The 13,531-nt window shown below is 69.9% G+C and carries 12 protein-coding genes; 3 read left to right on the top strand and 9 right to left on the bottom strand.

All coding sequences use genetic code 11. From position 1 onward, the window contains the following. Nucleotides 1–3: 3 nt before the first annotated feature. The 6 genes from IQ210_RS34015 to IQ210_RS33990 all read right to left on the bottom strand — a co-directional run bounded on the left by IQ210_RS34015 (nt 4) and on the right by IQ210_RS33990 (nt 5,754). Nucleotides 4–855 (bottom strand): SCO6745 family protein, encoded by an 852-nt coding sequence (locus tag IQ210_RS34015; protein WP_228048914.1) that lies wholly within the window; start codon nt 853–855, stop codon nt 4–6. 169 nt (nt 856–1,024) lie between these two features. After that, nucleotides 1,025–1,465: a hypothetical protein gene (locus tag IQ210_RS34010; protein ID WP_194083034.1), complete on the bottom strand. Its 441-nt coding sequence runs from the start codon at nt 1,463–1,465 to the stop codon at nt 1,025–1,027. A gap of 451 nt (nt 1,466–1,916) precedes the next feature. Further along, nucleotides 1,917–2,708: a class I SAM-dependent methyltransferase gene (locus tag IQ210_RS34005; RefSeq protein WP_194083033.1), complete on the bottom strand. Its 792-nt coding sequence runs from the start codon at nt 2,706–2,708 to the stop codon at nt 1,917–1,919. 310 nt (nt 2,709–3,018) lie between these two features. Then, nucleotides 3,019–3,750 carry a sensor histidine kinase gene (locus IQ210_RS34000; RefSeq protein WP_322657305.1) on the bottom strand — a complete coding sequence of 244 codons (732 nt, stop codon included), beginning with the start codon at nt 3,748–3,750 and terminating at the stop codon, nt 3,019–3,021. A gap of 405 nt (nt 3,751–4,155) precedes the next feature. Next, nucleotides 4,156–4,686 (bottom strand): DinB family protein, encoded by a 531-nt coding sequence (locus IQ210_RS33995; RefSeq protein ID WP_194083032.1) that lies wholly within the window; start codon nt 4,684–4,686, stop codon nt 4,156–4,158. A 441-nt stretch (nt 4,687–5,127) separates the two neighbouring features. Continuing rightward, entirely contained in the window at nt 5,128–5,754 is a 627-nt protein-coding gene (locus IQ210_RS33990) for a helix-turn-helix domain-containing protein (protein ID WP_194083031.1), read from the bottom strand. Between the two features lie 482 nt (nt 5,755–6,236). Here IQ210_RS33990 and IQ210_RS33985 point away from each other — a divergent pair, with 482 nt between their 5' ends. Then, the gene (locus IQ210_RS33985; RefSeq protein WP_194083030.1) at nt 6,237–6,830 is read left to right on the top strand and encodes a DUF3885 domain-containing protein; all 594 of its coding nucleotides are present in this window, start codon (nt 6,237–6,239) and stop codon (nt 6,828–6,830) included. 219 nt (nt 6,831–7,049) lie between these two features. On the opposite strand, the gene IQ210_RS33980 is transcribed toward IQ210_RS33985, so the two are convergent. Continuing rightward, nucleotides 7,050–7,430, bottom strand: coding sequence for a DUF6336 family protein (locus IQ210_RS33980; protein ID WP_194083029.1), 381 nt, complete (start codon nt 7,428–7,430; stop codon nt 7,050–7,052). A 685-nt stretch (nt 7,431–8,115) separates the two neighbouring features. Beyond that, nucleotides 8,116–9,018: a hypothetical protein gene (locus IQ210_RS33975; protein ID WP_228048912.1), complete on the bottom strand. Its 903-nt coding sequence runs from the start codon at nt 9,016–9,018 to the stop codon at nt 8,116–8,118. Nucleotides 9,019–10,012: 994 nt separating this feature from the next. Here IQ210_RS33975 and IQ210_RS33970 point away from each other — a divergent pair. Both IQ210_RS33970 and IQ210_RS33965 read left to right on the top strand, forming a co-directional pair. Beyond that, nucleotides 10,013–11,413: an SMI1/KNR4 family protein gene (locus IQ210_RS33970; protein WP_194083028.1), complete on the top strand. Its 1,401-nt coding sequence runs from the start codon at nt 10,013–10,015 to the stop codon at nt 11,411–11,413. Further along, nucleotides 11,410–12,111 carry a hypothetical protein gene (locus IQ210_RS33965; RefSeq protein WP_322657303.1) on the top strand — a complete coding sequence of 234 codons (702 nt, stop codon included), beginning with the start codon at nt 11,410–11,412 and terminating at the stop codon, nt 12,109–12,111. The genes IQ210_RS33970 and IQ210_RS33965 overlap by 4 nt, the downstream gene beginning before the upstream one ends. 79 nt (nt 12,112–12,190) lie before the next feature. On the opposite strand, the gene IQ210_RS33960 is transcribed toward IQ210_RS33965, so the two are convergent. Beyond that, nucleotides 12,191–13,450 carry an FAD-dependent monooxygenase gene (locus IQ210_RS33960; protein ID WP_228048910.1) on the bottom strand — a complete coding sequence of 420 codons (1,260 nt, stop codon included), beginning with the start codon at nt 13,448–13,450 and terminating at the stop codon, nt 12,191–12,193. Between the last annotated feature and the right edge of the window lie 81 nt (nt 13,451–13,531).

The following is a 13,531-nucleotide window of genomic DNA, read 5'->3' as shown; positions in this document are numbered from 1 at the left end:
GGGTCACTGCGAGCCTGCGGCCACCAGTTTCGCGGTGATGGGTTCGAGCTCGGTGATCAGTTCGTCGAGTTCGGCAGGCGTCAGGCAGTCGTAGGGTGCGGCGGCCAACTCGTCGGTGAGGGTTTCGATGCGTTGCTTGGTCTCGCGGCCCGCGTCGGTGAAGTGGCCGTCGACATCGACGAGTCCGCGCTCGCGCAGGCCGTCCATCACCGCGGCCAGGTGCTCTTTGCGCAGGTGATGGATGCGCCCGAACGACTCCGGCGGGTGAATGCCCATGTCCAGCGCGGAGAGCACGTGGGCCTCTGTGCCGCCGATGCCTGCCCCGACGAGCGCGGCGATGTGCCCGTCACCGCGGTGCTCGCGCAGCATCGTCGCGCAGTGCCACAGCCGGGCGACGGGGTCGCTCGGCACCGCGAGGGTGCGCATCCCGGCGTACATCACCCGACCCTCCATGGGCGCGCTCGTGGCGGCCTTGGTGATCAGATCGGCGGCGCGCACCAGCCCCGGGGAACCGGCCAGCTCATCGCCGAGGATCCGCCGCAGCGAGGCCGTGCTGCCCCGCTCCCGTGCCGCCAACGACGCCTCGGGCGGGATCGTCTCCCAGGCGCTGGGGATGTGCCGTGCGGCCTCCCCGTCGGCGAAGCTGTAGAACGCGGCGTGCACGACCTCGGCCGGCACTCGTCCCAGCGGCGCTGCGCGGCTCGCGAAATAGCCGTCCCAGTAGGTGCGGTGGCCGAGCGCGGCCAGCTCCTCGTTGCACTCGTCCGCGAAGAAGGTGACCAGGCAGATCGGCTCCCAGAGCTCGTACATGCGACGAGCGATGTGAGTCGTCGAGTCCGTGCGCGCCTTACCCATCGGGTTCTCCCTCTTTCGTCAGGTGTGCCGACTTGGACCGTCCCGTCCACCCAAACTCATCGGCCACCGAGAGCCCTCTCACCGCGCGGGCGCAGACCGATCCGGGCCTCCCGCTGCACCGCAAGGCCGGGGCGGCGGGAGAGTTCCCGCCACGCCCACAGCCGTCAGGTCACGGGCACAGGCCGCGGTCGGAGTTGTAGTAGATGTCGATCGAACCGCTCCAGGTCATGCACTGGCCCGGCTCGGGGAGGTCCTTGTACACCGGGCCGGCGTAGGTCGTGTACGAGCCGGCGTCCCTCGCCGTGGCACTGCTGGTCGGCCAGGTGTCCAGCGTGACCTCCATGAACACACGGGCGCCCGGCTTGTTGCGTACGGTGACGGCGCACCACTGCTTGTCCGCGGAGCTGTAGGCCACGTAGGTGGTAGCTGCCACGGTGGTCCGCGAAGAGTTGACCGGAGTCGACATGAACACCTCGTACCCCGTGCCGCACGCCCCGTTGTAGGCGCCGGCGGTGGAGGCCGAGGCCGGAACGGTCGCGGCGAGCGTGCCGCCCAGTGCCAGAACGGCAAGGGCGCCGGCGGTGACTGCCTTGCGGCGGATCGACTTCATGGTGTTCCCCCTGGTGATGTTGTGGCGGGACGGCCGGTCGTTGCCGTCCACGCAGAATGAGACCGGCAAGGCCCACCGACAGTTGTGGGCCTTTTTGTCGCGGTCCTGTCACCGGCGTCACGAGCGTCGTTACGCCAACCACGCGTCCCGAACACCAGGGGAACCGGGCCTAAATACGACGCTGCACCCCCATCGGCCCGGCAAACGACAGACGAAGCGGCATAGGGACCCGGCGACGCAACCTCCGTGGCTTCGTAGCTGACAAGAACCCGTTGAAGGCCCTCTGGTTCTGGACCTTCGGGATCGCCGCGGGCCCGCACCGCTCAGCGGCACCGTACGCGCACACGACGACGCACAGGAACGGCTTGGCACAGCCACTCCAGCCGGAGCGAGCAGGGCAGTACGGTCCGCTGCTCCATCACGGCGGACCAAGCGTGCCCAGTACGAGCGCCTATGCGAGGTCGCCTGCTGGGTGGGCATGGCCTGAGGTGTCAGCGGCTGCGTGCCGTCGGAACAGCGCGGTCCACAGGAACGTCACGCCGAAGAGTGCCGAGTCGGTCGGCTCCTGCCGCATGCGGCGCAGTTCGACCTCTGCCAGGTCCGAAAAGATCCAGCGCAGCGAGTCGGGCGTATAAGCGAGGCCGCCCTGCAACTCGCGCTCGCGGTAGAAGTCGGTGTCGGCCAGTTCGGAGCCCGCGCCTCCTTCGCCGGCAGCGAAGCTGGTCAGGGCGAGATGGCCGCCGGGGGCCAGGACGTGGTCGAGGAGGCTGAGGTAGCTGACCCGGCGGTGCGGCGGCATGTGGTGGAAGCATCCTGAGTCGACGACCAGGTCGTACGGTCCGCTCAACTCGGTTGCGCAGAGAGTGAAAGCATCGCCGCAGAGGAAGCGGACATCGACACCGGCCTCACGAGCCCGCTCTGCGCCCCAGGCGACGGCCACCGGGGAGAGGTCGACCGCGTCCACCGCAAACCCGCGTGAGGCGAGGAAGAGAGCATTGCGGCCCGCCCCACAGCCCAGGTCCAGGGCCCGGCCGGGAGCAATCAGACCCTGGTCGAGATAGGCGGCCAGGTTCTCGTCGGGCTTCGCCACGAAGAACGGGACCGGCCTTGATCGGTCGGTATAGAAGCGGTCCCAGAAGTCCTTGCCGTCACCGGTCGCCAAGCGGCCACTTTGGGATGGGGATGCGAACAGCCCGTCCAAGAGCGTGAGAACGTCCTCGATGGTGCGCACGGTCCGGTCCACCCGGCCCTCCTTTCGACCGAGTGCGATCGTAGGGGCGAGTGGGATAAGGGGCCAGGTCAGGCGGTGTTTCGCGACGCCTGGAGTGGACTGCTGCCGGCCCCGGAACAGGCTGGAGCCAGCCCACTCCACGGCCCGCCCGCGCGTCCACCGGAGCCCTCCTGCGGGTCCAGGAAAGGCCCGCCTACGGCCACGCCCGGCAGCCTTTCTCGACGGGTTTCCGGCGGCGCCACGGCGGCCGCACATGGCCGCGCGGACGTCCTCGCGGACGCAACGGCCGCTTCTGCGAGCATGCCGTATCTGCCGCCTGCGCTCAGCGGGTTGTCGCCCGTGCCTGTGCCGCGGGTGCCGCTCCGCGTCCCGTGCGTGGCCGTCCGTCGGCTACGGGGCGCAAGCGGACGTGGGCGTCCAGGCCGCCGCCCGGGGCGGCGTTCAGGGTGATCTCGCCGCCGGAGGCGGTCACGAGGTGGCGGACGATGGGCAGGCCGAGGCCGGTGCCGTCGTGGTGGGTGGCGGAGGCGCGCCAGAAGCGGTCGAAGGCGCGCTCGCGCTCGGACGCGGGCATCCCTGGGCCCTGGTCGACGACGTGGAGCTCGGAGCCTGGAGTGCGGGCCAGGGTGATGGTGGTGCCGGGCGGCGAGACGCGCAGTGCGTTGGCCACCAGGTTGTCGATGATCTGCTCCAACGCGCCGGGAATCGCCCAGACTTGGCCGACCGGTGCGCCGGCGATGTCGACGGCGACGTACTGCTCGGCAGCGAGCGGCTCCACGTCGCTGCCCTCTCGGTCAGGACGGCGTCCAGGTCGACCGGCTCGGGAGTCGTCGCCGTGTTCTCCGGGCTTCTCGGCGTCCTCCTCGGACTTCTCCACGGTGCCCGGATACGCGGCCAGCGCGGCGGCCTCGGCCTTCGCCTTGATGTCCCCGGTCAGCGGCGGCTCGGGCTTGTCGTCGGTGTCACCCGCCGCCTCACCACCGGCCTCGGTACCACCCGCGCTCTGGGCCTGCTGCTGGAGCAGGGCACGACGGGGACGGGGCAGAGCACGCATCAGGGTGTCTCCAAACACTGGGAATCACTCGCGGCTTCGAAGAACCGCGGGGCCGGATCTCCGGGGGAACGACAACGACCCTAGAAACCCGCTGTTGAGAGCCAGACCAGCAAAGTCAGAGAGACAGACCAGCAGAACGCCAAAGTTTCCCAGCACGGTCATCGACACGACCGGCGCACGCGACACAACAATCCGGCTCACAGGCCCCGAGGGGGCAACTGGGCTGTGTGGCACGGCACTTCAGGTGGCCAGCCAGACGGTGACGGCTGATCGCTTCGCCGCACGCCCCACCAGGGCCGAAAGCGGCCCCCGTCCCACCGGTCTACGGCCCAGCAGGCTCACCTCGGCACGGCCTGCACCGGGGCCAGATGCCCGCCGCGGTGCCGCCGGGCCTCCGCAGGCGGCTCACTCGCCGGTCCGGCCGTCGATGAGCTCACGCGCGATGTCGAGGTGCCCGACATGCCGGGCGTACTCCTGGAGCAGGTGGAACAGGATCCGCCCCAGCGACGGTGCCTGCTCGGGCGTCCTGAAGCGGCCCCCGAGACGCGCCTTGTCGCCCAACATGGCAGTCGACGCCAAGGAGTTCGCCACCGCCGCTTCCGCTTGGTAGGCGGCGATGACCTGGGCGGTGGACGTGCCGGGTGCGACCGTCCACTCCTCGACGTCTCCGCCGGGTGGATAAGCGACGACGTCCTGGGCGCCGAATCCCCAACGCATCCACCGGCGTTCGACCCAGCCCAGATGCTGCACCAGGCCCAGCGGCGACCAGCCGAGCGGTTCGACAGGCGTGCGGAGCTGGTCGTCGGAGAGACCCTCGAGCTTTCGCAGCAAAGCCTCGCGGTACCACTGGAGGTAACCGAGGAGCAGTTCATGGGCGTCACAGACGTCGACGGCCGGACCGTCGAGGATCGCGGGGACCTGCTCCGGAGACTGCATCCTGCGAACGTAACCCTGCCGGCAGACGGCTGCACACCCCATCGTGACCGCGGTCGGCCCGACCCGGTCGATGGTGCGTCAGGGCCGGCGGCGAGCACCATCCGTCCCTACCCAAGAGGTTGACCATGCCTCAGCGGTCGGGCCCGTCGCCTGGCCCTCGACATGACCGCCGGTCCGGCTGGTCATGCGCAGGTGCTCATGACCGCGTGGCGGTGCAACAGCGGCGGCGACGGCACCCCGTCCGGCGTAGGCGATGGCACCCGCCGCCGTACCCGGCCCCGTTCCGGATGCGCAGCCGGAACCGGTCTCGGTCATCACCGTGCGCAGCGAGCAACCCAGCGCTGCCCGGCCTCGGCGCCACCGACTACCCGGACCCCGCCGCATCAGGGCAAGCCTTGCTGGCGCAGCACCAACACCGCATCATGACGCCGTTCCGGTCCGCTACCGCCTGGTGTCGTCGTCGAGTCCGACAATCACTCTGACGTCCGCCTCGGACATGTCCAGAACCCTGGCGATCTCCTCGACAACCGGCGGCTGCGGGTTAAGCCTGCCGCTGCGCAGCATGTGGATCGTGGACATCGACCGTGCGGTCTCCCTGGCCATCACCTTGACCGGAATCCCGCGCAGCTCCATCAACCCGGTGAGCACCGTTGCGAACGGATGCGGCTCCAGCCGCCCCGCAGGGGCAACGGCCGGACCGAGGACCACATCGCCGATCTTGGCCTGGAACCGGATCAGCTGGTCGCCCGCGAAACCGACCTTCGCAACGAACGGCAGGCTCTCACCACCGCTGGAACCCACCGTGCCCGGCACGGACACCTCGGTGAACCGTGAAGGCCCACCCTCGTGACCGGTGTCGATCTCCAGGGGAAGACCCGGCTCGACCTCACGGACCTCCCAGTCACGGTTCCACCAGGCAAGCTCCTGCAACATCCCGTTGAAGAAGGGCGGCAGAACCGTGAGATCCACCGGATCCGGAGGGTTCATCTGGCCACCCCAGATAACGCCGGGCCAGTACCTCAGCGCAGCGATCACTTCTACGGTCAGCGTGCGATCCGCAATCACCATGGCCACACCCTCCCACCGCCGCGCACAGCCGCAGAATCACCGCTTCCAGGCCCTCCCCACACCGACACAGGTCTGCGCCGGTCTGCGGATCCGAGGTTTCCAGCCACCCCGCGCGGTGACGTTCGCGATCGCGGCGGCCAGTGTGACGGCGAGCCGAGCCAGCTACGGCACCCGGCCACTCCCCCTCGGGCCGTCAACCTCCCCGAGGCTGCGGCGGATCTTCGATCCCGCCGAGGTGCGGATCAGCCCGTCAACGCCTTGATCTGAGCAGCGACCTCACGCACAGGGAGCCCTCCCCGGGCCGCGCGGGCCAACGGCACAACGCTGTCCAGGCCTGCGCTTACCGGCATGCCGTACTCCGACAGGTAAGCCGCGGTCACCGTCGCAGCGAACAGCAGGTTCCCCGCCTCCAGACTCGGGTTCCTCGGCAGCTCGCACAACAGCGCCGCAGCCCTGTGATGGGGCTCGGGACAGCCTCGTGCATGATCAGCGGGGTGAAACAAGACCTCGCTGCCCTGTCGGTTCTGTGGGAGCGGCAGTGGCCGGCTCCGCCGGGTGCTTCGCTGCGCCACGCCTATCCGGAGCGGTGGGTGCGTTTCCATAACCTTCCGCAGTCCAAGGAGTACCCCGAGAGTGAGGCCGAGTACGCCATCGTCCTCAAGCGCCAACGCGCGCTCTTGGACGAACTGGGCCCCGACGACGCCCTGCTGTGGGTGATCACCACACAGTGGAGCGGACGACCCGAACCGAGACCTCGCCTGACAGAACTGCAGCGGGTCGATCCGCGCGCGCGGCATTGGAAGAGTTGGATCTCTGACGATGACGACCCGGATGACCTTGTCCACGAGCACGTGTATGCGAGTTTCCGCGCACGCAGTGGCAGTTCCCTGGACCCCTTGCTCCGGCTGGTCGCGGACGAGGCCAGCATCGCGGTCACGCTCGCCCCGCCCGATCTGCGCTGGCTCTTTGGTCCCTATCCCGGAGGCGTGGATGTGTTTGCCTCCAGCACCGCTGAGCGTGACTCCTTGAAGGCGGCTCACCCCGACTGGCTCTCGACTCAACCCAGCGGCCTGTAGGCAGCGGGCCATGTACCGGCCATCATCACGCTGCCGGAAACAGGCGATCTGACGGGCACACAGCGGTACGTGCTGGAATCGGCGTTGCCGCTGAGCTGGAAACCCGGCCGACCTCAGATCTGATTCAGGCGGCAACTCATCGACGGCATACGGCGGCGGACCCGGACCGGCAGACCATGGCAAAACGCGCCCGCTCGGTACGGCGCGCGGGAAACGCGCCTAAGGAAGGGCGTCAACGAGCTGGTAGAGCCCGAAAGCGGCAGCTCCCACGACCAGCAGAATCAGCCCGCAGCGCAGGAACACCGGACCCACGATGGTCACCGAGGCGGCCTGCCCCGTGATGGTGCGCCAGTCCCGCAGCCGCCGAATGTCCCCCGCACTGGCCCACCAAAAACCAGCGCCGACCACAAGCAGCATCACACCGAAGAAACTCACAACACTGACGACGGCCAGGAAATCTTGCCGGGCACTCTGGCCGCTCACACTCAAGGCCGCCACCACGAGCGGCACCACACCCAGCAGACCGAAAAACACGCCTCGCCGCGCAACCTCCGCCGGCCGCAGTCGCGGCAGCATCACCCCGTCCTGATCCACAGCCATAGCCGACACCCTAGCCCGCACGCCGCGAACGGCCCCAACACCCCTTGGCGCAGGCATCACCTGTGCCCCGGAACCAGCCAGGCCGCCGTACTCCCGTCCACTCACATGCCCCTATCCCAGCTGCCGCAGGGACGACCGACGACCACTGGAGCCGCCCAGGTCAGCCGGAGTCCACACTCACAAACAGGAAATCTGATCGCAGAGGCCATTCAGTGCTGCGGGCACACTGTGAGCAGGGCGGAGCAACGGCGTCTGTGCAGGCCCAGAGCACCGCGCGCCAATCTCCGCGGTGGCCAGCGACGGCTATGGCCGCCGCGGGAACCCGCACGTGCTCGACGGGCTGCTCCCCCCAGCAGCATCAAGGACAGCACGGCCTTCGCACCGGAGGTGACTTGGGGCGATCTCCTAGTGATCTGCGTCGGAGATCCTGTCGCAATAGCGGCAGATGCGGTCGAGGGCCTGGTCGGCGGTCTCGGTCCATCTGAGGGCCTGGCAGCGTCGTTTCAGACCTTGATCCACTCTTCGACTGCAGTCTTGTTGTCGTCGAGTTCAGCAGAACACCCCGTGTGTGAGGCAGCGTCGTTCCAACTCGGCGAACCACCGTTCGACCTGGTTGATCCAGGACGAGTAGGCCGGGCCACGACCTCAAAACCAGATCCCTGGTACGTCCTGCGAGGCACTGTCCCTAGCGCATCAGCAGTCCCTGCATCCCCAGCCCGTAGTGCACGCGCAGCCGGTGCAGCTCCCACAGGCCCACCGCCGTGACGGAGAGTGGGGCGCCCAGGATGAACACGTACCGGATCACCGTCGGCACGCCCTCATGGGCACCGGTGAACATGTCGATCAGTGCCATCTCCCATGCCAACGCCATGATCAGCAGGGGCGGCACCGTCTCGTGGATGTCCGCGGTGCGGAACACGTGCTGGACGGCGAGTCCCACGCCCCAGACGACGAACGGCGTCACCCAGAAGAGGACGAAGAGGATGACCGCAAGCATGAGGCCCTTCATCGCGGTGAAGTGGCCCTCCACGAGGGGTTCCTGGCCCTCGAAGAACCCTGACAGCACGATGATCGGGAAGACGGAGGCCGCCGCCATCATGGCCACGATCGCCCCGAAGCACCGCCCCGCCCGGCGCAGCAGGTCCCGTCGCGCCGCCGGAGCGGCCAGGCCGTACAGGACGCCGACGACGACCGGGAGGGTCGCCGCCAGCACGAGGGCGCTGGTCCACGATTTGTCGACCTGCTCGTCCGCCGCATCGCTGAGCTTGGGGGCGAGCTTGTAGGTGTAGGACATCCACAGGAAGGCGCCCACGCCGACCATGGTCCTGATCTTCCGCATCCGCGCCACCTCAGGATCCGAGACGATGCCCGGTCGTGACGGGGTGAAGACCCTGCGCGCGGCGTGGATGGGGCCGATCCGCCGCCGCAGCCGGGTGATCGGCCCGCCCGGCGGCGGCACCGGCGGCCCCGGGTAGGGCGGCTGGGGCTGTGGCGGCACGTAGGGCTGGGGCGGATAGGGCTGAGGTGGCTGCGGCTGGTACGGCTGCGGCCCCTGGGGCGGCTGTCCGCCAGGGTTCCAGTTGCTCATCGTTCGTCCCCCGATATGCGAGTGTGCGCCGGGATGGGCGCGATCGCCGAGTGTATTGAGCACACAGGGTCCGCGCAGCCCTCGCCCCGTGTCGTGCACCGAACGGCCACAATTATGCAAGCTTGCTTGCTTGCATGGTTTCTTCAGCGCTGCCATACCCGAGGGGAGCGCCCCCACCTGGGTGCGCGGCGACGCACCGGACCTGGGCATGACCGCCGGGGCCATCCTCGCCCTGGCCCCCGCGCCCCCCGGCACGAGCAACTCCTCACCGGCGCACTCGAGTACGTCCTGGGTTGCACGCCATCCCCCCAGCCACCAAGGACCTCGCCGCCCGGATCGCCGCCGCCACCGCCCGCTCCGTCGCGCGTCTGACCAAGACGCAACACGCCGACGGAGGCTGGGGCCAGCTCCCCGACGACCCCAGCGACGTCCTGTCCACCGCCTCGGCCATCCCCGTGCTCGCACGACACGGCGACCCGCTCTCCGCCAGCCGGGCTGTCACCCCACGGACATCCACGCCCTGTCCGCCCTCCAAAGCGCCCGCATCCCCGCCATCCCGGCCCGCCGCACACCCTCGGGCACGGCCCCGACCAGATGGCCGGCGCTCCAGGCCGACCTGCGCGGTGTGCTGCTCTCGCAAGAGCAGGCCGCCTACGAACAAGCCCAGCTCCTGGTCAGCCAACGCCTCGACGACATCCGCCCCCAGGCCATCACCTACCCGGCCGACGCGCTCTCTTCCGCCAGGCAGACATCGCCCTGTACCCCGTACGTCCATGCAGGTCGTGACCTGCACACCCGGGTACCGGGCGGTGGGCAGGATCTGATGCTGGGTGACGAAACTGCCACCCGAAGGCTCTGGTGTCCGGCAGAGACCCGGTCTCGGGACGCAGTGGGTCAGACGGAGCCGCAGTGTCAGTGGCCGGTCCTAGGATCGGGTCGCACGCAGTGATCATGAGTGCTGCCGGCCAGCCAACCGACCGAGCGGAGAGTGCCGTTGTCCTCGATACATGACTTCGCGACCTGGGAGCCGCTGCTGCGGCTGGTGCGGGATTCGCACGCGGAGCAGCTTGCCGCGCCGGGTGGTTGTTTCACGGGTCAGATCAGTCTCGGCAGTTGGACCCTGCCCGCGCCGCAGCCGCGCCACGTACCGGGGCGATCCCTGCAAGTGGCGGACATGCAGGACCAGTTCACCGCCGTGGAACGGGTCCAGGCCGCTCTCAGGGCCGACGGCGCGAGCGGCGTTTCGTACATGGTCGAGACGGCGCCGGACGGGAGGACCGTGCTCCATGTCATCGATGCCGGGCCGGCCGTGGAGCACGGCGTCAGGAGCCCTTTCGTGGGAGCCCTGCTCCTGGTCGAGGGTGCCGTTCCCGAGCCCTGGCGGCGGTTGCCCGAGGAGTTCCCGGGGGTGGCGCCGGCGCCGTCGGCGGACCCGGTGCTGCTGGAGCGGACCCTTCACGAGCGGCTCCCCGACGCCATCGGTGCCACGGAGGAGGAGATCGCCGCAGCGGAGGCGCGCCTCGGTGTCACGCTGCCCGACGAGCTCAAGGCCCTCTACCGCGTCACCCGTGCGCTGTGGCAGGACTGGAGTGGCGACTACGCGGCGCAGGAACGCGTCAGCCAAGCGGTCGGCTGTGAGCTCTTCCCCCTGGACGGGCTCTACATCGCGGACGCCCGGTCCCGTCCCTGCCCTTGGCAGTTCGCCGCCAAGGACGCGGCCGTCACCGCACCGGACGCTGCCGTGCAGGGCCTCGTCGGCTCGCCCGGCTGGATCGCCTTCGGTGACAACGGCGGCGGCGACCGGCTGGCCCTCGACCTGACACCGGGTCCGGGCGGACACGTCGGGCAGGTCATCATGATCGGCCACGAGCAGAGCATCGGGGCCGCACTGCGCGCCGACTCACTCACCGACATGGTGGTCAACCACCGCACCGACTGGCGCTCGGACGATGACTGGAACCGTCCGCCGGTGGTGGCCCAGGTGGGCACCCACATCCCGGGCGGCATGGCGGCCGCCGCCCGGCCCGAGCTGGAGGTGCTCCGGATCGGCGGTCGGAAGGGCGAGCCGGTCGGCCTCGCCCCGGTCGCCGGCCTCCCCCGCCTGCGGACGCTCACCGCCTCCCCGGGCACGCTGGCCGATCCCCTGGAGATCGCCGGGCTGACGGGTCTGGAGTACCTGAGCCTCGGCCTCGAGGAGTGGCGCGTCCTGCTCAACGCGGGCGCCGTTCCCCGGAGCCTGTCGGCCGCTGCCATCGATGTGCCGGGCGGCCAGCACCCGTTGCCGGTCCTCGACCTCGCCAACGAGCTCCTCTCCCTGTGGGACCGCCCCCTGATCACCCGGACCGTGCTCGAAGGCGACCTGGACACCGACCGGACGGCCGGGGGCACCCGGTGAGCGACGGCGGAGTGGAGGAGATGTGGGCGCCGCCGCCCGCGTACAGGGTCGAGACCGGTACCGAACCGCTGGACCGGCCGGCCCGGAACTCGTTGGGCGGGTGGCCCTGCTTCGACGACGACCAGGAGTGGCCGCGTTGCTTCTGCGGCGAGCGGATGGCCCTGTTCTTCCAACTGGACCTGCCGGACGACATCGAGTTCTTCGGCGGAGAACACCTGTCGGTCTTCCACTGCGCCCACCACCACGACGCGTCCGACCCGGTGACGGCCGACGGCTGCCTCGTGCCCCGGTTCTGGGAGGCTCCGCAGCCACCGTTCCCGGGCTCGTTCTGGCGGGTGCTGCTCCAGCGTGACCCGGGGGTGCCGGAAGCGGAGCCCGAACCGGCCGTCCGCGCCCTTCCCCTGACTCTCCGGCCCTTCGTCGACGCGCAGAGGCCGTTCGACGTGCATTTCAAGGTGGGCGGCACGGCGGCCTGGGCGCAGGGGCCCGAGCAGTATCGGTGCGCGTGCGGCACGGAGATGGTGTTCCTCTGCCAGGTACCCGAGTACCAGGAGTTCGGCGTCCATCCCGGGGCCCCGGTGCAGCCCTACACCATCCGGGACGACGCCTACCTCCTGTTCCTCGGCAACGAGGTGTACCTGCTGGCCTGCCCGGCGCGTTGCGATCCGGCGGCCGTCCTTCCGGTGAACCAGCACTGACGCCGGGGCGCGTCCGGCCGGCCGCGCCCAGCCAGACAGTGCTCCGGGCCCTCCTACCAACTGACGAGGTAACCGCCGGTCAGTGCCGTGGGGCCGAGTCCGGCACCCCCGCATAGTCGGGCAGCTCGACGCCGTTGATCGCGCGCCCGACCAGCTCGGTGAACCATTCGCCGGTGAAATCGGGGTGCGGCTCGGCGTCCGGCCCGGGGAGGTCGCGGCTGCGGGCGTTGAGTCTGCCGATCTCCTGGTTGGCCTCGACGAACGAGCGCATCCGCGCCTCGTAGCGGGTGAACCCGGTGGCGGGGTCCCAACCGGCGGCGGCCAGTTCTCCGGCCAGGACGTAGGCACCGACCAGCGCCAGACCGGTGCCCTGTCCGGACATCGGCGACGAGCTGAACGCCGCGTCCCCGAGCAGCCCCACCCGTCCGCTCGACCAGCGGTCCATCACCACCTGGGCGACCTGGTCCAGGTAGAAGTCCGGGGTGTCGTCCAGGTGCGCGAGGATGTCCGGGGCCAGCCACCCCAGGCCCGCCATCCGCTCACGCAGCAGGCGCTTCTGGGCCGCGACGTCACGGTGGTCGACGTCGAAGTCGGCCGAGGCGGAGTAGAACATGGCCATCGCCCGGGTGGCGTCCTGGATGGGGCGCAGGAGAGCCGAGCGTCCGGACTCCTGGTCCTGGTACTCGAGCAGCCAGCGGTCGAGCCCGAACTCGTTGGGCACGCTGTAGAAGGCCAGCACGTGCCCGAGGTGGCGCAGGAACCGCTCATGCGGTCCGAAGACCATCGCCCGCAGCTCCGAGTGCAGCCCGTCGGCCCCGACCACCAGGTCGAAGCGGCGACGGTCGCCGCCCGCGAAGACCACGTCGACCCCGTCCGCGTCCTGGGCGAGCTCGGCGATTCGGTCACCGAAGATGTACTCGACGCCGTCGCGGGTGTCGTCGTAGAGCACCTGGGACAGGTCCCCGCGCAGGATCTCGATGTCCGCGATGAACCCGTCGCCACCGTCGTCGTCCGCGCGGAAGGTCTCCAGCACCTGCCCGTCCGCGTCGACCGTGTGCGCGCCGGCGGTGTCGGTGCACGCCGCGCGGACCGCCGCGTCCAGCCCCATGCGCCCGATGACCTCCTTGGCGACCCCGCGCGCGTCCACGGCCTGCCCGCCGGGACGCAGCTCGGGAGCCCGTTCCACCACGGTCACCTCGGCCCCCCGTCGGCGCAGCCAGTGGGCCAGCGCGGGTCCCGCGATGCTCGCCCCCGCCACCAGCACCCTGGGGCTGCTCCCCCGCCTCCGCTGCTCGCCGGTCCGGACGGAGTGCTCCTGCTCGGAGTCGTCGACGCTCATCACTGCCTCCATGTGCTTCCTCCCGCGGTGGAACGTTTCCCGCACAAGCCCCACCGCTGTCGGTGGATCCAGCCGTAACGA

This window comes from Streptomyces justiciae, from assembly GCF_015163075.1.
GTDB lineage: Bacteria > Actinomycetota > Actinomycetes > Streptomycetales > Streptomycetaceae > Streptomyces > Streptomyces justiciae.
This window is presented reverse-complemented; position numbering and strand designations above follow the sequence as displayed.

Coding starts and splice junctions, on each gene's coding strand:
- IQ210_RS33980 (WP_194083029.1), bottom strand. CDS start 7,430: ATGGCTGTGGATCAGGACGGGGTGATGCTGCCGCGACTGCGGCCGGCG.
- IQ210_RS34015 (WP_228048914.1), bottom strand. CDS start 855: ATGGGTAAGGCGCGCACGGACTCGACGACTCACATCGCTCGTCGCATG.
- IQ210_RS33985 (WP_194083030.1), top strand. CDS start 6,237: ATGATCAGCGGGGTGAAACAAGACCTCGCTGCCCTGTCGGTTCTGTGG.
- IQ210_RS33990 (WP_194083031.1), bottom strand. CDS start 5,754: ATGGTGATTGCGGATCGCACGCTGACCGTAGAAGTGATCGCTGCGCTG.
- IQ210_RS34000 (WP_322657305.1), bottom strand. CDS start 3,750: ATGCGTGCTCTGCCCCGTCCCCGTCGTGCCCTGCTCCAGCAGCAGGCC.
- IQ210_RS33975 (WP_228048912.1), bottom strand. CDS start 9,018: ATGAGCAACTGGAACCCTGGCGGACAGCCGCCCCAGGGGCCGCAGCCG.
- IQ210_RS33995 (WP_194083032.1), bottom strand. CDS start 4,686: ATGCAGTCTCCGGAGCAGGTCCCCGCGATCCTCGACGGTCCGGCCGTC.
- IQ210_RS34010 (WP_194083034.1), bottom strand. CDS start 1,465: ATGAAGTCGATCCGCCGCAAGGCAGTCACCGCCGGCGCCCTTGCCGTT.
- IQ210_RS33960 (WP_228048910.1), bottom strand. CDS start 13,450: ATGAGCGTCGACGACTCCGAGCAGGAGCACTCCGTCCGGACCGGCGAG.